This is a genomic window from Pseudomonas paralactis (genome assembly GCF_001439735.1).
Lineage (GTDB): Bacteria > Pseudomonadota > Gammaproteobacteria > Pseudomonadales > Pseudomonadaceae > Aquipseudomonas > Aquipseudomonas paralactis.
Genome location: NZ_JYLN01000006.1, coordinates 211,105 through 234,001, shown reverse-complemented (window position 1 = coordinate 234,001; position 22,897 = coordinate 211,105). Strand labels below are relative to the sequence as shown.

The 22,897-nt window shown below is 61.0% G+C and carries 18 protein-coding genes; 11 read left to right on the top strand and 7 right to left on the bottom strand.

Annotated elements, in window-relative coordinates; genetic code table 11:
* Positions 1-3 precede the first annotated feature (3 nt).
* Positions 4-759, bottom strand: coding sequence for a hydroxypyruvate isomerase family protein (locus tag TX23_RS17265; RefSeq protein WP_057703235.1), 756 nt, complete (start codon positions 757-759; stop codon positions 4-6).
* 190 nt (positions 760-949) lie between these two features.
* Here TX23_RS17265 and TX23_RS17260 point away from each other — a divergent pair, with 190 nt between their 5' ends.
* The 4 genes from TX23_RS17260 (at position 950) to TX23_RS17245 (ending at position 6,703) form a co-directional block, all read left to right on the top strand.
* Positions 950-1,852, top strand: a complete 903-nt coding sequence (locus TX23_RS17260) for a GntR family transcriptional regulator (protein WP_057703234.1) — start codon at positions 950-952, stop codon at positions 1,850-1,852.
* A gap of 372 nt (positions 1,853-2,224) precedes the next feature.
* Positions 2,225-4,681, top strand: a complete 2,457-nt coding sequence (locus TX23_RS17255; RefSeq protein WP_057703233.1) for a membrane-bound PQQ-dependent dehydrogenase, glucose/quinate/shikimate family — start codon at positions 2,225-2,227, stop codon at positions 4,679-4,681.
* A 296-nt stretch (positions 4,682-4,977) separates the two neighbouring features.
* Complete coding sequence (locus TX23_RS17250; protein ID WP_005791677.1) at positions 4,978-5,715, top strand: TSUP family transporter; 738 nt, start codon at positions 4,978-4,980, stop codon at positions 5,713-5,715.
* A gap of 31 nt (positions 5,716-5,746) precedes the next feature.
* Positions 5,747-6,703 carry a TauD/TfdA family dioxygenase gene (locus TX23_RS17245; protein WP_057703232.1) on the top strand — a complete coding sequence of 319 codons (957 nt, stop codon included), beginning with the start codon at positions 5,747-5,749 and terminating at the stop codon, positions 6,701-6,703.
* A gap of 86 nt (positions 6,704-6,789) precedes the next feature.
* Here the strand turns inward: TX23_RS17245 and hrpB are convergent, their stop codons facing one another.
* Entirely contained in the window at positions 6,790-9,300 is a 2,511-nt protein-coding gene (gene hrpB / locus TX23_RS17240; protein ID WP_057703231.1) for an ATP-dependent helicase HrpB, read from the bottom strand.
* 253 nt (positions 9,301-9,553) lie between these two features.
* Here hrpB and TX23_RS17235 point away from each other — a divergent pair, with 253 nt between their 5' ends.
* The gene (locus tag TX23_RS17235) at positions 9,554-9,973 is read left to right on the top strand and encodes a hypothetical protein (protein WP_057703230.1); all 420 of its coding nucleotides are present in this window, start codon (positions 9,554-9,556) and stop codon (positions 9,971-9,973) included.
* A gap of 9 nt (positions 9,974-9,982) precedes the next feature.
* Positions 9,983-10,876, top strand: coding sequence for a cation diffusion facilitator family transporter (locus tag TX23_RS17230; protein WP_057703229.1), 894 nt, complete (start codon positions 9,983-9,985; stop codon positions 10,874-10,876).
* On the opposite strand, the gene TX23_RS17225 is transcribed toward TX23_RS17230, so the two are convergent.
* Positions 10,873-11,829 carry a DUF6515 family protein gene (locus TX23_RS17225; protein ID WP_057703228.1) on the bottom strand — a complete coding sequence of 319 codons (957 nt, stop codon included), beginning with the start codon at positions 11,827-11,829 and terminating at the stop codon, positions 10,873-10,875. The two genes, TX23_RS17230 and TX23_RS17225, sit on opposite strands and share 4 nt — an antisense overlap.
* A 425-nt stretch (positions 11,830-12,254) precedes the next feature.
* Between TX23_RS17225 and TX23_RS17220 the strand changes: the two genes are divergently transcribed.
* The gene (locus TX23_RS17220) at positions 12,255-12,734 is read left to right on the top strand and encodes an Lrp/AsnC family transcriptional regulator (protein WP_003194418.1); all 480 of its coding nucleotides are present in this window, start codon (positions 12,255-12,257) and stop codon (positions 12,732-12,734) included.
* Between the two features lie 228 nt (positions 12,735-12,962).
* Positions 12,963-13,172, top strand: a complete 210-nt coding sequence (locus TX23_RS17215) for a DUF2788 domain-containing protein (protein WP_025858220.1) — start codon at positions 12,963-12,965, stop codon at positions 13,170-13,172.
* Here the strand turns inward: TX23_RS17215 and TX23_RS17210 are convergent.
* From TX23_RS17210 to TX23_RS17195, 4 genes are all read right to left on the bottom strand, one after another.
* Positions 13,167-13,802: a pseudouridine synthase gene (locus TX23_RS17210; RefSeq protein ID WP_057703227.1), complete on the bottom strand. Its 636-nt coding sequence runs from the start codon at positions 13,800-13,802 to the stop codon at positions 13,167-13,169. The genes TX23_RS17215 and TX23_RS17210 overlap by 6 nt on opposite strands.
* A 71-nt stretch (positions 13,803-13,873) precedes the next feature.
* The gene (amn, locus tag TX23_RS17205) at positions 13,874-15,346 is read right to left on the bottom strand and encodes an AMP nucleosidase (protein ID WP_167346940.1); all 1,473 of its coding nucleotides are present in this window, start codon (positions 15,344-15,346) and stop codon (positions 13,874-13,876) included.
* Positions 15,347-15,529: 183 nt separating this feature from the next.
* Positions 15,530-17,182, bottom strand: a complete 1,653-nt coding sequence (locus TX23_RS17200) for an acyl-CoA dehydrogenase family protein (protein WP_057703226.1) — start codon at positions 17,180-17,182, stop codon at positions 15,530-15,532.
* A 193-nt stretch (positions 17,183-17,375) separates the two neighbouring features.
* Complete coding sequence (locus tag TX23_RS17195; RefSeq protein WP_057703225.1) at positions 17,376-19,775, bottom strand: hybrid sensor histidine kinase/response regulator; 2,400 nt, start codon at positions 19,773-19,775, stop codon at positions 17,376-17,378.
* 275 nt (positions 19,776-20,050) lie between these two features.
* Here TX23_RS17195 and TX23_RS17190 point away from each other — a divergent pair, with 275 nt between their 5' ends.
* The 3 genes from TX23_RS17190 to hemL are packed head-to-tail and all read left to right on the top strand — an operon-like array spanning position 20,051 to position 22,805.
* Entirely contained in the window at positions 20,051-20,848 is a 798-nt protein-coding gene (locus TX23_RS17190) for a hydroxymethylpyrimidine/phosphomethylpyrimidine kinase (protein WP_057703224.1), read from the top strand.
* Positions 20,849-20,878: 30 nt separating this feature from the next.
* A complete protein-coding gene (gene thiE, locus TX23_RS17185) occupies positions 20,879-21,502 on the top strand; it encodes a thiamine phosphate synthase (protein WP_057703223.1) in 624 nt (207 codons plus the stop codon).
* A gap of 19 nt (positions 21,503-21,521) precedes the next feature.
* On the top strand, positions 21,522-22,805 hold the full coding sequence (gene hemL, locus TX23_RS17180; RefSeq protein ID WP_057703222.1) for a glutamate-1-semialdehyde 2,1-aminomutase: 1,284 nt from the start codon (positions 21,522-21,524) through the stop codon (positions 22,803-22,805).
* Positions 22,806-22,897 lie beyond the last annotated feature (92 nt).

Sequence of the window (22,897 nt, the reverse complement as noted above, 5' to 3'; positions counted from 1 at the left end):
GCCCTAGGGTTTCAGCAGCGGCTTGAGCCACTCAAGGCTGGCAACCGTGGTGCCGGATGGGCGGTATTCACAGCCGATCCATCCCCGGTAGCCACGCTGCTCCAGCGCCGCGAACAAGCCAGCAAAGTCCATGGTCCCGGTGCCCGGCTCATGACGCCCCGGGTTGTCGGCGATTTGTACATGGACGGTCCTGTCGTAAAACTGCGCCAGCACCCCGGCGGCGTCGCCGGTCAACAGCTGGGCATGGTAAAGGTCCAGAATCAGCCCGACACTCGTAAAGGTTTCCAGCACCTGCTGGGCCTTGCTGAAGTCAGACAGGTAATAGCCTGGCATCGCCTGCGAGCTGATCACTTCAATCAGCGTTCGCAAACCCTGATCTTCGAGGTACTTGACCGCGTATTCCAGGTTATTGGTGTAGGCAACCGCGCTCTCATCCTGAGGCGTGGTCACGCCCGACATGATGTGCACATCCGAGCAGTTCAGCGCCTTCGCATAGCGGGCCGCTTCGCGCAGCCCATCGCGAAATTCCTGCTCCTTGCCCTGCAAGGCAGCGATGCCTTTGGTCACACCCGCCGGCGCCGCGAACTGAATCAACGGCAGGTTGTATTGGGCCAGGTGGTCGGCGAGCAGGCTGGCGTCGAATTCATAGGGGGACGGGAACTCCACCGCCCTGAAACCGGCAGCGGCGGCGGCTTCGATGCGTTGCAGAAAAGGCAATTCGTTGAATTGAAAACCGAGGTGAGCATTGAATTTGAGCATTGGGTACCTATCCATCCTGGGAATAAACAAATCATCAGCCTGGAGCCTCCTTCGCGGCTCCAGCGCCACGCTATCGAAAGTGGTCAGTGCAAATACTCATGCTCTTCGTATGGTATTTTCCCACTCCAGTGCGGTGGGGGCATCTGCCCCGACGGGAACGGACTGAAGCTAACCATTCGGAATAGAACCTGTGATCAAGAAAGACCTCGCCCTGCAGTTGGCCCCCCGCGTCATCGACCTGGTTCGCGCCCGTTCGATGAAAGCCGGTGAGCCCTTGCGCGAGCAGACCTTTGCCCAAGCGCTCGGGGTGTCGCGCTCGCCGATTCGGCGGGTCTTTGCCTTGCTCGCCGAATGGGACCTTGCCATTCAAGAGCCCAATCGTGGCTACTTCCTCAAACAAGGTGCCGGGCAGATTCAAGAGGCCGCAGTGCCTTGCGCCAGCGATCCTTTCGAGGACTTTTACCTGCGTGTGGTCGATGACATTCTGGGCGGTGAAATACCTGCGCACTTTTTCGAAGCGCAGTTGTTGCGGCGTTACGAGGTGCCGCGGGGGCAGTTGCTCAAGGTGCTGAACCGGCTGGCCAGCGAAGCGATGGTGGAGCGTAAGCCGGGCCAAGGGTGGGGCCTCAAGGACTTCGTGCATAACACGCAGGCGCACATTCAAAGCTACCGTTTCCGGATGGCCATCGAACCGGCGGCGCTGCTTGAGCCGGGTTATCAGGTCAATCACGCCGCGTTTGCGCAGGCCAGGCAACAGCAACAGGCCCTGATCGACGGCGAGATCCAGACCCTGTCCCGCGCGCAACTGTTCCAGGTGGGCGCCCAGTTTCACGAAATGATCGTGCAGTGTTCCGGCAATGTTTTTTTCATCGACGCCATACGCCACCAGAATCAGCTCAGGCGCTTTATGGGCTACAAGGCCAACATCGATCGCACGCGTCTTAAGGCGCAATGCCAGGAACACATCCATTTGCTCGACCTCATCGAGTCTGATCGGCGTGAAGAAGCCGCACAGTTTCTCTGGCGCCACCTGGATCAAGTCGGTCGACTCAAGACTGATCAACGCGCAGTGCCAGAAGAAAGCCAAATCTAGAGCACGTCACTGGCGTAATGCCGTGCGTTTTAAGGCTTTTTGTAGGAGCGAGCTTGCTCGCGAAAAATCACAGGCGCCGCGTTAAAACAGGAAACACGCGTTATCGTTGATGTTTTTCGCGAGCAAGCTCGCTCCTACAGAGGGCGCTATACGCTTAACTGCACGGCATTACGCCAGTGCAGCAGCTTCGCCATCCCCCGCCCGATAAAGGGCCAATCAGCCTAGCACAATTGTTTCTAATCGAAACACAATACAAAAAAATCACCAAACAGTTAATTTTTTCACTACATATTGTATTTCGTTACAACAATAGGCAATCATGCGCGCCGCTCGGACACGGATCCGCATCGAAATCGCACAGGGATGGTTGCCATGAACGAAAGGACGTTGGGTAGCGCAGCGGGAGTCTCAAACCTCCTGTTTGGGGGGTACAACACAGTGGTTGCCCTGCTAGGCGTGATGCTGGCCTATAAAGGCGGCGTGCTGATGGCCGCAGGCGGGTCACCCTATTACGCGATGATGGGCACCGCGCTGTTGTTATCGGCCATCCTCATGGGCCTGAAAAAGCCCCTCGGCCTCTACCTTTATGGCGCGGCCTCTGTGGCCACCTATGCCTGGGCGGTGTGGGAGTCTGGTTACGATGGCTGGGCCTATATTCCACGCCTGGCCTGGCTGGCGGTTCTCAGCGTGCCGTTCCTGGCGTTCTGGCCCGTGGTACGGCGTGATTTTGCCAACGCCAGAAAAAGTCATTATTTCACCATCATGGGTGTGCTGCCGCTGGTGATGGGGGCTACCATCCTGGTGCCGCTGTTCTTCCCGAAAAGCGTGCACCTTGCCGACTCGGCGCTCGCCACCACACGCCCCACCGCAACGTTCAGCCGCAGTACCGTGGCCTCTCCAGACGGCAATATTGCCGCGTCACACACCGAGACCAACTGGACCGCTTATGCAGGCTCCAACCTGGGCAACCACTATTCAGCCGCGTCGCAAATCACGCCTTCGAATGTGTCGGGCCTGGTCAAAGCCTGGGAATACCACCACGGCGACGTGAAGCAACCCGGTGAGAAAACCAAGTACTTGAACGAAGCCACGCCGATCAAGGTGGGTAACTCGCTCTACACCTGCACCCCCAAGCAAATCATCATTTCCCTGGATGCCACTACCGGAAAGGAGAACTGGCGATTCGACTCCAAAGTCGACCCGGACTACTTCGCCAATGGCGGCGCCTATTGCCGTGGCGTCTCTTATTTCGAAGTCCCCAATGCCAGTGGCTTGTGCGCCTCGCGCATCATTTGGGGCACCAATGATATTCGCCTGGGCGCGGTAGACGCCCTGACCGGCCAGGCGTGCCCCGACTTCGGCAACGCAGGTTTTGCGGATTTGAAAGACGGGCTGGGCACCTTCAGAAAAGGCTCAACCGGCATCACGTCTGCCCCTCTGGTCATTCGCGGGGTGGTGATCACCGGGGGCCGCGTGCTCGACTCGGATGTACGCCCTGCCCCCTCGGGCGTGGTACGCGCCTACGATGCAGTGACCGGCAAACAGAAGTGGGCCTGGGATTTGGGCCGGCCAGACAGCAACGCCCCCGCGCGTGACAACGAGACCTACACCCTCAGCACCCCCAACTCGTGGGCACCGCTGTCGGCCGACGATGAACTGGGCCTGGTGTACGTCACCACCGGCAACGCAGCGGGCGATTTCTATGGCGGCACCCGCACAGAACAAGAAGACACGTTCAGCTCTTCTTTAGTCGCACTGGACGCCACCACCGGTAAGGTCCGCTGGCACTTCCAGACAGTCCACCATGATCTATGGGACTACGACCTGAGCCCGCAACCCAGCCTGATTGATTTTCCGACGGCTACCGGGCCACGCCCGGCCGTGATTCAGGCGACCAAATCCGGCCAGTTGTTCGTGCTTGACCGCGCCACCGGCGAACCGCTGGTAGATGTCGTGCAAGCTCCCGTTCCACAGGGCACCGCCCCGGGCGACTACACCGCAGCCACCCAACCACTGTCCCCCGATATGCCGAGCACCATGGGGCGCCCATCGAAAACACCGGAAGTACTGACCGAAGCCAACGCCTGGGGCCTGACGCCTTTCGATCAGATGCAATGTCGCCTCGAATTTCGCCAGGCACGCTACGAAGGGATCTTCACCCCGCCGGTCGTGGGCCAGCAAAGCCTGATCTTCCCCGGCCATCATGGCGGCTTGAACTGGGGCGGGGTGATGGTCGACCTCAAGCGGGGGCTGCTGATCATCAACAACCAGCGCCTTCCTTATATGCAGGGGCTGGTACCGCGCGAACAGCTCGACGCCATCAATGCCAAGTCGTTCCAGGAGTCGCCGGGCAATGCCCAGGGTTTTCGCGTTCAGGCCGGTTTGCCTTACGGCGCGATTAAAGATCCGTGGATGTCATCCCTTGACCAACCTTGCATTGCGCCACCCTGGGGCTTTATCGCCGGTATCGACCTGCGCACTCGCGATGTCGTGTGGAGTCGCCCGTTCGGCACAGGCTATGACAGTGGACCTTGGGGGATCGCCTCCCGGATGCGCTTCGAAATCGGTACACCGAGTGATGCAACGGGCGTGACAACCGCCGGCGGCGTGACGTTCATCGGTGCCGCTATCGACCGGTTCATGCGGGCTTACAACAGCGAAACGGGCGAACTGCTCTGGGAAGAGCGCCTTCCGGCAGGCAATCAGGCGTCGCCCTTGACCTACATGAGCCAGGGTCGACAGTACGTCGTGGCGGTGGTTGGCGGTCATGACCGGATCCCAACCAAGTTGGGCGACAGCATCATCGCCTGGGCCTTGCCCGCGCAATAAATCGCGTGCTGTTTGAGAGGCTCGCTATGACCATATGGGTAGACATGTTCTATCCCGTAAGTCATGGCGTAGCTTCTGGCGTGATGCAGTTCTTATTACTTATTGCGGGAAGGTTACAAGTAACGACTATCACGGCTGCCCTTTAAACACGCTTCAACACTCACTTCTACGCAAGTTTTAAAGCGCCTGACTCTCAGCGCGCTCGCAGGCGATTGCGCCCGGCTTATTCACCCCGTGAGAAGCCAGCACATCGATATATACGCTTTACGCTTTATAAAATGGAACAGGAATTAATAATGCTCGAACTTTCTGATGGTTTGTATCTATTGGTGGGCGTCAGTTTTATCACTTCATTCATGACGGCTGCCATTGGTGTGGGCGGCGGGATTGGACTGCTGGCGGTCATGCCTCAATTTATCCCTATCTCTGCGGTCGTACCGGTTCACGGTTTGATTCAAATGGTCAGCAACGCCAGTCGATTCGCGTTTGACTTCAAAAGTGCAAAAGTGGAAATCCTGCCCAAATACGTAATAGGTTGCCTGGTCGGCGCCTTCATCGGCTACTTCTTCATCGGCAAATTCCCCGAGCAATACTTATCACTGATTCTCGGCTTCTTCATTCTGGCCATCACGTGGACCAAGATCGTCGCGCGCCTGGGTTTTATATTTAAAAACTTTGCCCTGGTGGGCTTCTTTCAAACCTTCCTTTCGCTGTTCGTGGCCGTAACCGGTTTGATATCGCAGCCCATCCTGATGAAGATGAATATTAATAAAAACGAAGTCATTGTCACCCACGCCATGCAAATGAGCGTACTGCACGGGCTCAAGGTTGCCGCCTTTGTGATTGCAGGTTTTGCGTTCATGGATTACGCCAACCTGATCATCATCATGATTACCGCCTCCACATTGGGTTCTTACCTGGGCGGCTTTCTCAGAGACCGTATATCGCAGCGTGTCGGCGCAATGCTGTTAAAGGCAGGGGTGACGTTTTTTGGTTTGAAGATGATCTTCGATCATTTTTTCAACGGCCTATAAAAAGTTCTTCCAATAAAACAAGGAGCGTGAAATGAGCACACGTAAGTTTGATTTTTTTGAGACCCAAGAAATCTCGAGCTTTCTGAAAGAGCATGGCTATTGCATCATCAAACCTCGAGACCACTCTCTGGAAGCCTTTAGAGAGGCCGCCGGAAAGTTCGGGCTGATTCAGTTTCATACCAAGTCCGATGAACATGGTGTGGTGGGCGGTGGCGAACCGATCAACAAGGACTGGCAACGGTTCAAGGATGATTATCATGGTGAACTGTCGAGCGATTTTTTCCCGCATACCGATGGATCATTCTTGAATGGCATCGCCTACGTCGAGGGCACGGCGAAAAAAATCACGCCACCCAAATTCGTCATTCTCCAGTGCGTTTCAAAGCCTGAATTTGGCGGCGACAACTTCCTGGTGGATGGGCAGAAAATCTACAACGACTTGCTTGCCAATAATACCGAGACGTTAAACATATTGATGACCAGCGGCAGTGTCACCTACTGCCGCGACGATTTGTTGTCCATCGATTGCGCCGTCTTCGAAAAGATCGACGACCAAAAGTTAAGAATTCGCTACCGGTATGACAGCACCGCGTTTATCCCCGAGTGGGCCAACGCTGCGTTCAAATACATCCAGACCCACTACTCCACCAACGAGCACTACATCACCCCTGTCAGCCTTGAACCGGGGGATATTCTGGTAATGGATAACCTGCGGGTCCTCCATGCACGGCATAAGTTCGTCGATGGCAACCAGCAGAGAAAAGTCAGAAGACTGTGGATCGCCGATGATACAAGCACCACATTCCAGAACATCCTGGATCAGTCACCGGTGCGCAGGGCCATGCTGCCCTTTCAGAACTACAATATCGCCCAGTCTGAAACAGCCGAACATTCGTTCATCGAGTACACCTGCGGCATCCACGCTCAATCGAGCCAGTCGTTGCCGAACGCGCATAAGCAATTCGATAGCGCGCTTGAAGCGCTTTAAGTCCTTCAAGGCAACCTTCTTGCGGTGATTACACCCTTTCAGGTAACTCCCCCAGTCATCAAAAAAGACTGGGGCGTTACTTATACTCAGGGCTTTCTGGGTTTGATTCGCGCCGTTGCTTCGGCCACCAACGGGTCATCCGGCCAGTAATGCTTGGGGTAGCGCCCCTTGAGATCCTTCTTCACCTCGGCGTAGGTACTGCGCCAGAAGTTCGCCAGATCCTGCGTGACCTGCACCGGCCGCCGCGCCGGGGACAACAGGTGCAACTTCACGGCCAGGCGCCCGCCGGCAATACGCGGGGTGTCTGCCAACCCGAACAATTCCTGCAAGCGCACCGCCAGAATCGGCGGCTGCTCGCTGTAGTCCAGGCGTACCGATGACCCCGACGGTACTTTCACATGCTGCGGCGCCAGTTCTTCCAGGCGTTGGGGCAAGGGCCAGGGCAGCAGGTTGTGCAAGTAGCTGGAAATATCCAGATTGGCGAAATGGCTGAGGCGCGAGACCTTGCCCAGGTAAGGCATCAGCCAGTGTTCGAGGCTGGCAAGCAGGGCCTTGTCGCTGATGTCGGGCCACTCGCTGGTGTTGCCGGTATCCAGTTGGCGCAGCAGCATCACACGGGCTTGCCACTGACGCAGCTCCGGCGTCCAGGGCAGCAGTTCCAGGCCTTTGCGGCGCACCAGGTTGACCAGCGCCTGGCTGCGAGCGGATTCGTCAAGGCCGGTCAGGGGCTCGCGGCTGAGCACCAGTTCACCGACTTTGCGCTGGCGCTCGGCGCGCAAGACGCCTTCGCGTTCGTCCCAGTCGAGTTGGTCGACGTTGCGCACTTGCTCGGCCAGCACCGTGTCGAACAGCGTCGGGTCAAAATCCGCCGCCAGGTAGATGCGTTCTTCGCGCTGGCCCTGGCGGCTGCCCAAATCGGCGATCACCAGCCAGGGTTGTTTCATCAGGCTGTCGGCTTCGGCAAACAGCGCTGCGCGGCCATTGGCCAGGCGATATTCAGCGCCACCGGGGCGGCGTTGCTGGGCGACGCGGTCCGGGTAGGCCAGTGCCAGCAAGGCGCCGAGCCAGCGCGGGTGGTCGGGATTGTCCACCGGCTGGGTCGCCTTGCCGCGCAGGTAGCCACGGTATTGCCGGGCCAGTTGCTTGGCGCGCTGCACGCCACCCTGGGTGCCGCGTGCACGCTCCTCGCCGGACATCAGCGCCAGGCGGCTGTGCAAGTCGGCGCCGCCGCCGCGCAGGATGTCGCGTTCGCCCAACAGGGCCGCCACGTCACAGGCGGTGGCGGCGAGCCCCAGGTCTTGCCCGCGTAGCAGTAGATGAGCGATACGTGGGTGCGCCGGCAACTCGGCCATTTTCTGACCATGGGCGGTGAGGTTTTCGTCGTTCAATGCGCCGAGGCGTTGCAACAAATCCTGAGCCTGGGCATAGGCGGCAGTCGGTGGGATGTCCAGCCACACCAACTGGCTGGGCGTCACGCCCCAACGGGCCAGTTGCAAGGCCAGCCCCGCCAGATCGGCGGCGAGGATTTCCGCGCTGCCATAAGCGGCCAGACCGTCATGCTGGTCTTCGGACCACAACCGATAACACACCCCCGGTTCCAGCCGCCCTGCCCGACCGGCGCGCTGGGTGGCGCTGGCGCGGGAGATGCGCTGGGTGTCGAGGCGCGTCATGCCACTGCCCGGGTCAAAGCGCGGCACCCGCGCCAGCCCGGCGTCGATCACCACGCGTACGCCGTTGATGGTCAGGCTGGTCTCGGCGATGTTAGTAGCCAGCACCACTTTGCGCTTGCCGGCCGGCGCCGGGTCGATGGCGGCGCGCTGGGCGTTGAGGTCCAGCTCACCGTGCAACGGGCATAACAGCACATCAGGGCGATCACCCAAGGCCTCGGCCAGTTGCTGGTTGACCCGGCGAATCTCCGCTTGCCCCGGCAGAAATACCAGCACACTGCCGGTCTCGTCATGCAGGGCCTCAAGGACAGTTTGCACCACGCGCGGCTCGATAAACTCCCCGGCCTGAAAGGGCCGCCCCCAGCGCATTTGCACCGGGAACATGCGCCCTTCACTGCGCAGGATCGGCGCGTCATCCAGCAAGCCCGCCAGGCGCTCGCCTTCGAGGGTGGCCGACATCAACAGGATCTTCAGCGGCTGCTCGTCGCGAAACAGCTCGCGCCCGTTAAGGCTCAGGGCCAGCGCCAGGTCGGCGTCGAGGCTGCGCTCGTGGAACTCGTCGAAAATCAACAGGCCCACGCCGTCCAGCGCCGGGTCGTCCTGCAGGCGACGGGTGAGGATGCCTTCGGTCACCACCTCGATACGCGTGTTGGGGCCGACTTTGCTGTCCAGGCGAATGCGGTAGCCCACGGTCTCACCGACCTTTTCACCCAGCTCACTGGCCAACCGCTCGGCAGCAGCACGCGCGGCCAGGCGCCGGGGTTCGAGCATCAGGATGGTTTGCCCGGCGAGCCACGGCTCATGCAACAAGGCCAGCGGCACGCGGGTGGTTTTACCGGCGCCAGGCGGCGCTTCCAGCACGGCTTCATGGCGATGCGCCAAGGCGTCACGCAGGGCGGGTAAAACATCATCGATCGGCAACGAATTCATACTGGCTCCAAAGCAGAGCGGCGAGTATAACGGCGAACTGCCGAGTGCCGATGCGGGTCTTAAAAACACCCACGTTTTGCACTGTGAATGCAGTCGAAGGTGGGAGCTGGCTTGCCTGCGATAGCGGTGTGACAGTTGCCGCTGTATTTCCTGAACCGTCGCAATCGCAGGCAAGCCAGCTCCCACATTGGATCATCGGCGTCTGGCCGATCTGGCTTATAGTCACCCTTAAACATGTTCAGGAGACTTTTTCATGCGTATCGCTTCTCGCGTCATCGGCGGTGTCCTCGCCGTTACCCTGCTGAGCCAACTCACCGCCTGCGGCTCGATTTTCTACCCCGACCGCCGTGGTCAGATCGACGGCAAGATCGATCCGGCCATTGCCGTGCTTGATGCCGTCGGCCTGCTGTTCTACGTAATCCCCGGCCTGATCGCTTTTGGGGTCGACTTCGCCACCGGCGCCATCTATTACGAACCGGGCAAGACCGCCCAGGTCGCGCCGGAGAAACTGCACGAAGCCATCGGCGCCGACGGCAAGGTCGACAATGCCAAGCTGCAAAGCATCATTGAGAAGGAAACCGGCCGCACCTTGCCGCTGGACGACCCGCGCCTGATCCAGTTCAAGGGCAGCGTGCAGCAACTTGCGTCCCTGGGCCTGCAACCCGCCGCGTAAGGACAGCTCATGACCAGCAGCCCCGAACACGCCCGGCTCTTGCGCCTGGCCACCCGCGCCTCGGTGGCCGTGGCCTGTGTGCTGATTATCACCAAGGCCATCGCCTGGTGGCTCAGCGGCTCGGTGAGTATGCTCGCCGGGCTGACCGACTCGTTGCTCGACGGTGTGACGTCGTTGCTGAATCTGCTGGCGGTGCATTACGCCCTGCGCCCCGCCGATGACGATCACCGTTATGGGCATGGCAAGGCAGAGTCGCTGGCGGGTATGGCCCAAGCCTTGTTTATCGCCGGCAGTGCGGTGCTGATTGCGCTCCAGGCCTATGAACGGCTCAAGCATCCGGAGCCGGTCGGCGCGCCGTGGCTGAGTATTGGCGTGATTGTGTTGTCGCTGGCACTGACCGTGGCCTTGCTGGTGCTGCAACACCGCGTGGTGCGCGAGACCGGCTCCAACGCGGTGCGCGCCGACTCGCTGCATTACCGCTCAGACTTGCTGCTCAATGGCAGCATCCTGATTGCGCTGGTGTTGGCCGGTTTTGGCTTTCATCAGGTCGATGCCTGGTTTGGCCTGGGTATCGCCGCCTACATTCTGTGGAGCGCGATCCAGATCGCCCGGGAAAGCTTTGCGGTGTTGATGGACGAAGAGCTACCGCCGGATGTCAGCCAGCACATGCTGGAACTGGCCCGTGGCGTACCCGGCGTGCTGGGGGCCCACGACTTGCGCACGCGGGTTTCCGGCAACCACTGGTTTGTGCAGTTGCACCTGGAGTTGCCGGGCGAGTTGACGCTGTCGGTGGCCCACGGCATCAGCGACCAGGCCGCCGATGCCATTCACCGGGAATACCCGAAGGCCGAAGTGCTGGTGCACGCCGACCCGCGGGAAGTGGTCACCGGCAATAAAACCTAGTACTGCACCTGATACCCACGACTGCCCAGGCAGTTGCCCTGAGCCTGGCGATAGGTTTGTACTACCGCAGGGTCCGGGGCGTAGGTGACGGTGCGCGGGTCGAAGCCACTTTGTTGCACCGCCCACCGATAACAGTCGTAGCCGTCCTGCTGCACCTGGGCTGGCGATTGGCCGTTAGCCGGGTAAGCCACCACGTCATAACCGTTGCCTTGCGGCGCTGGCTGGGGTGATGGCACTTGCGCCGGCGGCTGCACCACCACGTATTGCTGGGTGCTTTGCTCATAGGCGTAATACGCGCCAGCGGCGAGGAACAACAGTGAGCCCCCGACCCACACTTCACGCGCGTAGTCGGGCAGGTAATGCACGCGGATGCCATAGGGCGGCGTCACCACCACGTAGCGCGGGCCTTGGGGGCGATACCAGTAGCCGCCGGAGAAGAAGTAGTCCTGGCCACGGTAAGGCACGCGGTAATTGCGGTCCGGGAAACGGTCGATGACATAACCAGGGCGATGCTGCGGGCCCGGGCCCCAGCCATTGCCATGCCCGTCGGGGCGTCCTGGCCAGCGATTATCACCGGGGCGATCGTAACCCGGACGCGAGCCGGGGCCGCCGGCCTCCCAATGCCTGTTGTCATCGGCGCGTCTGGGAATATCACGGTAATAACCCTGGCGCGGCTCCTGGGTCTGGCGCACGGTATCGGGCCGGCCCTGGATCGGCAGGTTATTGGAAGTTTGCGGCGCAGGTCGCCCCGGCTCATGGCCTTGAGGCCGACCTTGCCATTGGCCACCCTCGTGCTGGCCGCCACGTTCACCCTGCGGGTTTGGTGGGCGTGGCTGATTGTGCTCAGGCCGTTGCCCCTGGCCCGGTGAGTTATCGCGTTCGTCGGCCATCGCCTGGGAGCCGATGCTGACCACCAGCAAACCAACACCTGCCATACGCCAGATGCGCTTCATGCTTTTCCTCACTGCGGATTGGGGCTTGATCATGAGACTGGAAAAGCCTCGCCCGGTTCTGAGACAGGTTATCAGTCACGAGAACTATTTTCTGAAGGCAACGCGCACAAAGAAAAAGGGGTGACCCGTCGGCCACCCCTTGAGAATCTCGTCCGTGCTCAACGCTTTTGACGTTGGCTCACCTCACGCCGTCTTGTGGACAGTGTGCAGCCTGGAGGCCGGCTCAACCCTGCTGGGGCGGCGGCCGCAACGGGCCTGATTGGGCGCGTTGCTGTGGACTGTTGTCCAGGCGGTGATTCTGTTGGTAATCATAGGCGTGCCGAGCGGGCAGATGATTGCGAAGATTGCGTCAATAAACAGTGCTTGCGCAATTTTTAACCCTTCATGGATAATTCACCGCAATAGTTACGACAAAGGCTAACCCAATGAGCAAGCTTGACCGATACGACCTGAGTATTCTGGCGGAATTGCAGCGCGACGCGAGGATCTCCAACCAGGAGCTGGCCGAACGCATCGGCCTGTCGCCTTCGCCCTGCTCGCGCCGGGTCAAGCAATTGGAAGACGACGGCTATATCGCCCGCCAGGTCGCCTTGCTGGATCGCAAGATGCTCGGCCTGAGCCTTACAGCCTATGTGCTGATCGGCATGGACCGTCACACACCGGAGCGCTTCGAGAATTTCGAAGCCGCCATCCGCACCCTGCCGCAAGTGCTGGAATGCAGTTTGGTGACCGGCATGGATGCGGACTATCAGTTGAAGGTGGTGGTGCCGGACATGGACCATTATCAGAAACTGCTGCTGGGCCACCTGACCCGCATTGAAGGGGTGACCAGCGTGCGTTCCAGCTTCGTGCTGAATCAGGTGCTCAACAGCACCGAACTGCCCCTGACCCACCTGCGCACCTGAGAACAACGATGTTCAACTGTAGGAGCGAGCTTGCTCGCGAAAAACGTTAACGATAACGCGTGCCCCTTGAATGAACGCGGCGTCTGTGAATTTTTCGCGAGCAAGCTCGCTCCTACAATGGCATCAGGCCCCCCACATTTGGATTGTGCTTCGACTCAGGTCAATGTTGCGTCTGTAACGCTGTCGTATACTGCTCGCTTGTCTTGCCGGAAGAGCCCCATGAACAACATCGACCCCGCCCTGTTTGAAGAATGGATGATGACCGGCCTGGTCACCCTCCTGATTATTTTCATGGGCTTTATCGTTTGGGACCTGGCAAAGAAATCCAAGGCCGGGCGCTTTGGTTCGTTCATCCTGTTTTTCGTACTGGGCCTGGGCGTGGCCGCGTTCATCATCAAGAGCGTAGTGATTGGCCTGATCGAATCCGGCGCCTTATAAGCGCGCCGGTACTGCCTTCCATTGGCCTTGATCCAGGCCGTCGATAGACCAGTCACCAATGCGTACACGCACCAGGCGCAGCGTCGGCAGGCCCACCGCTGCGGTCATACGCCGTACCTGACGGTTGCGCCCTTCGCGAATCACCAATTCCAGCCAATGGGTGGGCACGCTTTTACGAAAGCGTACCGGCGGGTTGCGCGGCCATAACGCCGGCTCATCCAGCAGCCGGGCCTCGGCAGGCAAGGTCATGCCGTCGTTCAGTTCGACGCCATCGCGCAGGCGTTGCAGCTGTTCTTCAGTCGGTTCGCCTTCCACCTGCACCCAGTAGGTTTTCGCCAGCTTGTGCTTGGGATCGGCGATGCGCGCCTGGAGCTGACCGTCGTTGGTCAACAGCAGCAAGCCCTCACTGTCACGGTCCAGGCGCCCGGCGGGGTAGATGCCCGGAATATCGATAAAATCCTTGAGGGTCGCGCGCCCGCCTTCGTCGCTGAACTGGGTCAGCACATCGAACGGCTTGTTGAACAGGATCAGCTTCGGCTCGGCCGGTGGCGCCTTGGCAACGCGGCGAGCGGCAGAGTGCGAAGGTTTCACGCCTGGGCGGCGCGAATCGGGACGGGTAGGACGGGACATGGCAAAGGAACATCTAACGGTCAGGACCGACAATGCTAGTGGCCTGACCGCCAAATGACCATCCCAACCGCTTAGCGGAACGGCGGTTCGTCGAAGCTGCGCAGTTTGCGCGAGTGCAACGAGTTGAGTTCGGTGCGCAACAGGTCGACCGCCTCAATGCCGATTTTCAAGTGCTGGCTGACCGCACGCTCATAGAACGCGTTGGCCGAACCCGGCAGCTTGATCTCGCTGTGCAGCGGCTTGTCGGATACGCATAACAAGGTGCCGTAAGGCACGCGCAAACGGTAACCCTGGGCGGCGATGGTGCCGCTTTCCATGTCCACGGCCACGGCGCGAGACAGGTTGATCAGCGGCCGCTCCTGGGCCCAGCGCAGCTCCCAGTTACGGTCGTCGTAGGTCAGCACGGTACCGGTGCGCAGGCGTTTTTTCAGCTCTTCGCCTTTTTCGCCGGTGACTTTCGCCGCCGCTTGCTGAAGCGCCAGCTGCACTTCGGCCAGGGCCGGGATCGGGATGTTCGGCGGTACCACACGGTCCAGAATCCCGTCGCGGCGCATATAGGCGTGAGCCAGTACGTAGTCGCCGATGGTCTGGGATTGGCGCAGGCCGCCGCAGTGGCCGATCATCAGCCAGCAATGCGGGCGCAACACGGCCAGGTGGTCGGTGATGTTCTTGGCGTTGGAGGGGCCCACGCCGATGTTCACCAGGGTCACGCCATGGCCGTCACTGGCTTGCAGGTGATACGCCGGCATCTGGTAGCGGTGCCACACCACACCTGCAGCAATGGCCGAGGCTTCGCCGTGGTCCATGCTCTTGTCGATCACCACGTTGCCCGGCAGCACCATGCGGATAAACCGCGGGTCGCTGCGCAATTGTTCCAGGCCGTGCAGGATGAACTGGTCCACGTAGCGGTGGTAGTTGGTCAACAGGATCCACGGCTGCACATGGCGCCAATCGCTGCCGGTGTAATGCACCAGGCGGCGCAGGGAAAAGTCCACGCGCGCCGCGTCGAACAGGGCCAGGGGCAGCGGGTCGGTGTTTTCCCAGTCATACAGGCCGTCGGCAATGCCGTCGGTGGCGGCGGACAGGTCGGTACTGGGGAATACGCGGGCCAGGGTCGCGGCGGTGACGCCGGAGCCGGCCAGTTCATCGCCCTGCTCCACCACGTACGGGTAGGGAATGTTCTGCTGGCTGACGCCCACTTCCACCGTGACGGTAAAGTCGTGCATCAGCGGCACCAACTGCTCCAGCAGGTACTTACGAAACGCGCCGGGATGGGTGACGGTGACGCTGTAGGTACCGGGCAACTGCACCTTGGCATACGCACGGGTGGTCTGTGGGACTTCGCCGTGGCAGTGGTAGGTCAGGCGCAGTTCCGGGTAGCGAAACAGTGCGCGTTGAGCGGCGTCGGGTTCGACGCGGTCCTTGAGGTATTGCTTAAGGGCTTGATTGAGCGCGCCGGTGGCTTGCTCATGCAGAGCCGCCAGCCGGTCCACGGCTTCTTCGGCGGTTTTAACGACAACAAAAGCTTCGGTCACGGTAAGCATCCTGTGTTCTGGACTTGCAGGCCTTTATCTTGCCTGTATCCCGGCCTCACCGAAACACCAGAAATGGAATGCGTTTATAGGTGGGAGCTGGCTTGCCTGCGATAGCGGTCTATCCGCTACATAATTGCTGGTTGGACCACCGCTATCGCAGGCAAGCCAGCTCCCACATTTGATTGTGTTTATTCAGAGGGATTGCGGGGTTGAGCGGGCGACAATTGCTTCCACGTCGACGCCACGCGGCAAGGTGCCATATACCCGCCCCGACGCCTCACCCAACCGGCTGGCGATAAACCCGTCGCTGACCGCCGCATTGCCCGCCTCCAACAGCAACTTGGCCTGCAACGCCACGGCAATATCCTCGGTCAGTTGCCGCGCCCGATACTGGATGTCCTGGGTATCCATAAACGCCGACTTCAGTTGCTCGATCTGCCGCGCCAGCTGCTTGTCGCCATGACCATCCCCCAGCTCCACAAACAGCACCTCCAGCACGCCCGGCTCTTTGGACAACGCACGCAGCACGTCCAGGCATTGCACATTGCCGGAGCCTTCCCACGTCGAGTTCACCGGCGCCTCACGGTAAAGACGCGGCAGGATGCTGTCTTCCACATACCCGGCCCCGCCCATGCATTCGGCAGCTTCGTTGATCATCGCCGGCGCACGCTTGCAGATCCAATACTTGCCCACCGCCGTGACCAGCCGGGCGAACTTGGCTTCCTGTTCATCATCAAGATGATCCAGCGCGCGCCCCATGCGCAGGCTCAAGGCCAGGGCCGCTTCGCTCTCCAATGCCAGGTCGGCCAGCACGTTCTGCATCAGCGGCTGCTGGTTGAGCACGCGGCCACCGACCAGGCGGTGGGCGCAGTGATGGCTGGCCTGGGTCAGTGCCTGGCGCATCAAGGCGCTGGAGCCGACCATGCAATCGAAGCGGGTCATGGCAACCATCTCGATGATGGTCGGCACACCGCGGCCTTCTTCACCGACCATCCAGGCCAGGGCGCCGCGAAACTCCACTTCGCTGGACGCGTTGGAGCAGTTGCCGAGTTTGTTCTTCAAGCGCTGGATATAGAACTCGTTGCGCGTGTCGTCCGGTCGGTGCCGGGGCAGCAGGAAACAGGTCAGGCCCTTGTCGGTCTGGGCCAGGGTCAGAAAGCCGTCGCACATCGGCGCCGAGCAGAACCACTTGTGGCCCACCAGCTCATAGGCCTGGCCGGGCCCACCGGCGCCCACCGGATAAGCGCGGGTGGTGTTGGCCCGCACATCGGTGCCACCTTGCTTCTCGGTCATGGCCATGCCGATGGTGGCGCCGGCCTTGTGGGCAATGCCGACGTTGCGTGGGTCATATTGGGTAGCGAGGATTTTCGGCAACCAGCGATCTGCCAGGTCCGGTTGCAGACGCAGGGCCGGGACGCAGGCGAAGGTCATGGTCAGCGGGCAACCGGTGCCGGCCTCGGCCTGGCTGTGCAGGTAGGTCATTGCCGCACGGGCCACATGGGCGCCGGACTGCGGATGCGCCCAGGGCAGCGACGGCAGGCCATGCTCGACGGCGGTGCGCATCAGTTCGTGATAAGCCGGATGAAACTCCACCAGGTCGATGCGATGGCCATAACGGTCATGGCTGCTGAACACCGGTTTGTTCTGGTTGGCCAGGAACCCGGCTTCCATCAACGGCCCACCAGCCAGCGCGCCGTAGGCATCAATTCGCGCTTGGGCCCAGCCGGCGCCAAAGCGGCGTGACCATTCCTGCAAAGGCAAGTCGATGCGATACAGGTTGGTGCCGTCCAGGGACGGTGGCTGATTGGTGACGTCGTGGGTTTCGGCAAACTGATGCAGGTTCATGACGGGCCTCCTGGAAAAAGGCCACGTCGATTGCAGGCTGCCTGTAGGAGCGAGCTTGCTCGCGAAAAACCTGACAGCAACGCGCTAACCCAGGATGGGCGCGATATCGTTGACGTTCTTCGCGAGCAAGCTCGCTCCTACAAAAAACAGATCGATTGAGGCCGGTTATTTCAGTTAAGCACCGACCCCACGCTTAAAAAAGTGGCATACCCGCCGAATGCCCGGCGCTTTCACCCTCAGCCAGGCGCAACACGCGGCGCTCCAGTACCGCCTGCAAGGCTTCGAATCGTACGGGCTTGGCCAGACGATCGGTCATGCCGATGCCATGGCAGCGTTCACGTTCCGACCCATCACTTGAGCCACTCAAGGCGATCACCGGCAACTCGCCGCAGTCGGGCAATGCACGAATCTGACAGCACAACGAGAAGCCGCCCTCGGGCACGTCGAGCAGCACGGCATCGAAGCTATTACCTTGTAATGCCGCCAGTGCCGCCGGGCCGCTATCCACGGTTTTCACCCGGTAGCCGAGTTTGAGCAACATGCCGCGCACCGCCAACTGGCCGACGCTGTTGTCGTCCACCAGCAACACCGTGCAATCCTGGGGCGCACGTTGCCTGAGCTGGTTTTGCCCGTTCGGCCTGGCCTGCGCAGGCACCGCGCGGACGTCGAGCTCCAACTGGAAACGGCTGCCCTTGCGCGGTTCCGAATGATGGGTCAGGCGCCCACCCAGCAGCTCGATCAACTGCCGGCAAATCGCCAAACCAATGCCCAGGCCGCCGTACTCGCGGGTCATCGAGCCATCCAGCTGGAAGAAGCGCTGGTACAGCGTGGCCTCGTCGAGAAAGGCAAAGCCGATACCGGTGTCGGTGACAATAAAGCTCAGGTGCAATGCATCCTCCCCTTCGGGTACCCCGACCACGCGCAAGCGCACAGCGCCGAGTTGGGTAAATTTGAAGGCATTGTCCAGCAGGCAATCCAGGCACTGGAGCAGTTTGTCGGCATCGCCGATCAGCCGGTCCGGCAACTCATCGGCAACATCAATGGAAAACGCCAGGCCCTTGCTCTGCGCGCTGGGAGTGAACTGCTGGCGCAAGGTGTCGAGCACACTGCGCAGGCTGAACGCTTGCGGCTGGGCAGTCATGCGACCGGCCTGCAACTCGGTCAGGGTGAGGATACCGTTGACCATGCGCATCATGTCCCGCGCCGAGCCCGCGGCGGTTTGCTGGTACTGCGCCAGGTCCTCGCCCAACGGCACGGTCTGCATCAGTTCCAGGGAACCAATTACTCCGTTCATCGGCGTGCGCAGTTCGTGGGTCAGGGTGGCGAGAAATTCATCTTTGAGGCGGTTGCTGCGGGCCAGTTGCTGGTTGAGCGCTTCGAGCTTCTGGCTGGCGTCAAGGAGGATCTGCGCCTGCTGTTCGCGCATACCGTTAATGCGGTCGGCCAGGGCCAGGGACAGCAGCGCCACTTCAATGGCCGAGCCGATCTGGCTGGCGTACATGGTCAGGAACACGTTGGGCAGGTAGCCCAGCACCATCAGCGTATTGACCACCCCACCCAGCAGAAATGCCGACCAGGCAATAATGAAGTAGCGCGCCATGCGCTGCCCGCAGTACCAGGCCTTGATCGCGGCGACAAAGATGGTCACGGTAAACACCAGGGCCAGGCCGGTGGCCAGGCGCAGGGCCACGGCGTAGCTGGTCAATAGCGCCAGCGCCATCACCACGCCGCCGCTGGCCGCCAGCGCCAGCAGGATCCGGTCGATCCAACGGCTGTGCTGCGCGGTATGCAGGAAGCTGCGGGCAAACAGGCTGCCGAACAATGCCGCCGAACCGATCAGGAACGGCACCGCCGCATTCGCCCACCACGGGTTGTCGGGCCAGAAGTACTGCACCGCGACGCCATTGACCGACAGCTGGTACAAGCCGAACGATGCAATATAGAGAATGTAATAGAGGTAGCTGGTGTCGCGCACGCTGAGGTAAATGAACAGGTTGTAGATCAGCATACCCAGCAACACACCATAAATAGCCCCGAGCACATACAAGCGCAGCGGTTGCTCTTCCAGGTACGCCGTGCCCGCCCACAGCGTCAACGGCGCCTGGATCGAGCCTTGGCTTTGCAAGCGCAGGTAGACGGTTTGTTGCTGGTCGGGCAGGAAGTTGAGCTTGAACAGGTAATTGCTCTGGCTCACCTCACGGCTGGAAAACGGCAAGGCGCTGCCGGTGCGAGCGCTCAGGCGGTAGTGCCCGGTGCCGTCGCTCTGGTACAGGTCCAGGCGATTGAGCGGCGGGTAAGCCAGCTCCAGAAACCAGGTGCGCGGTGCGCGGGCGTCCTGGGCGGTGTAATGCAGGTCGACCTTGAGCCAGAACACCGAGCGCGAATAGCCGGCGTTGAGGGTGGTTTTGTCATGGGTCTTGAACTGGGCGGCGTAGGCGGGGGAACTGACATCGGCGATGGTGAGGGCGTCGGTTGGATCTTCAAGCACTTGCATGACCCGGCCCAACGGCAGGCTTCGCGTGTCCTGGTTGAACTCGACGGCGCCGGCGAGCAAGGGTAGCCCGCACAATATAAAGATCAGCAAATAGCGCATAGAGCCCCAGCGTGGCCTGTCCGGTTATGTCAAAAGCCCCCCATCCTTTTGAGAAGACGTACACCGGCGATACAGTAAGTTGTTTGAATGCACTTTAGCATAGCCATTAGAGGCCATTGGACACCATTGAACTATTTTTTTGAAAGGCTCTACATCGTGGTTCTCAGCGCATTTTCAGGCTGTTTCAATCGCCAGAAAAGCGCCGTTCAAGCGCTCACACTTCGACCCTCGTCAGACGGCCACGCAAAAAGCGTTTGGTGGTAAGCTCGCGCACCATGAATATCTACAGCTCTCGCCCCGTTGTCCTCTGTCTCTCCGGCCACGACCCCAGTGGTGGCGCCGGCTTGCAGGCAGATATCGAAGCCCTGCTCGCCCAGGGCTGCCACGCGGCCCCGGCCGTCACAGCGTTGACCGTGCAGAACACCGTCAATGTCAGCGACTTCCGCGTGCTCGACCGTGAGTGGGTGATGGCCCAGGCCAATGCCGTGCTCGGCGACTCGGAAGTCGCGGCAATCAAGCTGGGTATGCTCGGTTCCACCGCCATGGTCGATACGGTGGTCGAACTGCTGCAGGCGCACCCGCATCTGCCGGTGGTCTGCGACCCGGTGCTGCGCGCCGGCGGCGGCGGTAGCCTGGGCAAGGACGAAGTCGGCTATGCGATGCGCGAGCGGCTGCTGCCCCTGTCGCTGATCGCCACACCCAACCTGCCGGAAGCGCGGATCCTCGCCGAATTGCCCGAGGGCACTGCCGACGAATGCGCCGAGAAACTGTTGCCCTACATCAAGCACCTGCTGATCACCGGCGGCCATGGCGACGAACACGAAGTGCACAACCGCCTCTACAGCCGCGACGGCACGCGCCATACCTTTACCTGCCAGCGCTTGCCTGGCAGTTATCACGGCTCGGGCTGCACCCTGGCCAGTGCCCTGGCCGGGCGCCTCGCCCAGGGCGAAGGTTTGGCCAGCGCGGTGCAATCGGCCCTCAATTACACCTGGCGCACCCTGCGTGACGCCGAACAGCTGGGCCAGGGCCAGTTCGTGCCGCGCCGACTGCCGCTGGATTTCTGCTCGTAACTTATCGCTCGTCAGCAAGGGGTTTGCCCGATGAAACTACGCGGCCTTTACGCCATTACCGACAGCCAGCTGTTGGCCGGCAAATTCCTCGCCTACGTCGAGGCGGCGCTGGACGGTGGCGTCACCCTGTTGCAGTACCGCGACAAAAGCAGCGACGAGGCACGGCGCCTGCGTGAGGCCGAAAAGCTGCATGAACTGTGCTCGCGCTACAAGACTCAATTGATCATCAACGATGATGCAGAGCTCGCGGCGCGACTGGGCGTCGGCGTGCATCTGGGGCAGACCGACGGCCCGCTGACCCCGGCCCGTGCGCTGCTCGGTTCCAGGGCGATCATCGGTGCCACCTGCCACAGCCAGATCGAACTGGCCGAACAGGCCGCCAAAGAAGGCGCCAGCTACGTCGCCTTCGGCCGCTTCTTCAATTCCACCACCAAGCCCGGCGCACCTGCCGCCACTGTTGAAATGCTGGCCGAGGCCCGCACGCGCTTGCAGCTGCCGATCTGCGTGATCGGCGGCGTGACCCTGGACAACGCCGAACCGCTGGTGGCCCACGGGGCCGACCTGCTGGCCGTGGTGCACGGTTTATTCGGCGCCGACAGCACTCAGGAAGTCACGCGCCGCGCCCGTGCTTTCAACGCCCTTCTTAAAATCTGATTTCAGAGAGACGCCCATCATGTCCCGTTCCGAAACCCTGTTTGCCAATGCCCAAAAGCACATCCCCGGCGGTGTGAACTCCCCCGTGCGTGCGTTCAAGAGCGTGGGCGGCACGCCGTTGTTCTTCAAACATGCCGAAGGCGCCTACGTCACCGACGAAGATGACAAGCGCTACGTCGACTACGTGGGCTCCTGGGGCCCGATGATCCTCGGCCACAGCCACCCGGACGTACTGGACGCGGTGCGCCAGCAGCTGCAACACGGCTTGTCCTATGGCGCGCCGACCGCCATGGAAACCGAGATGGCCGACCTGGTCTGCTCGATCGTGCCATCGATGGAAATGGTGCGTATGGTCAGCTCCGGCACCGAAGCCACCATGAGCGCAATCCGTCTGGCCCGGGGTTTCACCGGCCGCGACAACATCATCAAGTTCGAAGGCTGCTACCACGGCCACTCCGACAGCCTGCTGGTCAAGGCCGGCTCTGGCGCGCTGACCCAGGGCGTACCCAACTCTGCCGGTGTACCGGCGGCGTTCGCCAAGCACACCCTGACCCTGCCATTCAACGACATCGCCGCCGTCGAGCAAATGCTCAGCGAAGTTGGCCAGGACGTGGCCTGCATCATCGTCGAGCCGGTGGCGGGCAACATGAACTGCGTACCGCCGGCCCCGGGCTTCCTCGAAGGCCTGCGCGAACAGTGCGACAAGCACGGCGTGGTGCTGATCTTTGACGAAGTGATGACCGGCTTTCGCGTCGCCCTCGGTGGCGCCCAGGCACACTATGGCGTCACGCCGGACCTGAGCACCTTCGGCAAAATCATCGGTGGCGGTATGCCAGTAGGCTGCTTCGGCGGCAAGCGCGAGATCATGCAGCACATCGCCCCGCTGGGCCCGGTGTACCAGGCCGGCACGTTGTCGGGTAACCCGTTGGCAATGGCTGCCGGCCTGACCACCCTGCGCCTGATCAGCCGCCCAGGCTTCCACGCCGAACTGACCGACTACACCACCCGCCTGCTGGATGGTCTGCAACAGCGCGCCGACGCCGCCGGTATCCCGTTTGTCACCACCCAGGCCGGTGGCATGTTCGGCCTGTATTTCAGCGGCGCCGACGACATCGTCACCTTTGATGACGTGATGGGCAGCGATGCCGACCTGTTCAAGCGCTTCTTCCACCTGATGCTTGAAGGCGGGGTGTACCTGGCGCCGAGCGCCTTCGAAGCCGGCTTCACCTCGATCGCCCATGGCGACGCCGAGCTGAAACTGACCCTGGATGCTGCCGAACGCGCCTTTGCGGCCCTGAAATAAGTGACGCACGCTCTGACGTTGCCCCCAGGCAGCGTCAGATTTGCTACCTTGCTTACAGAAATTTCCTGGTTTTTTCGAGAATTGCCCTGCAA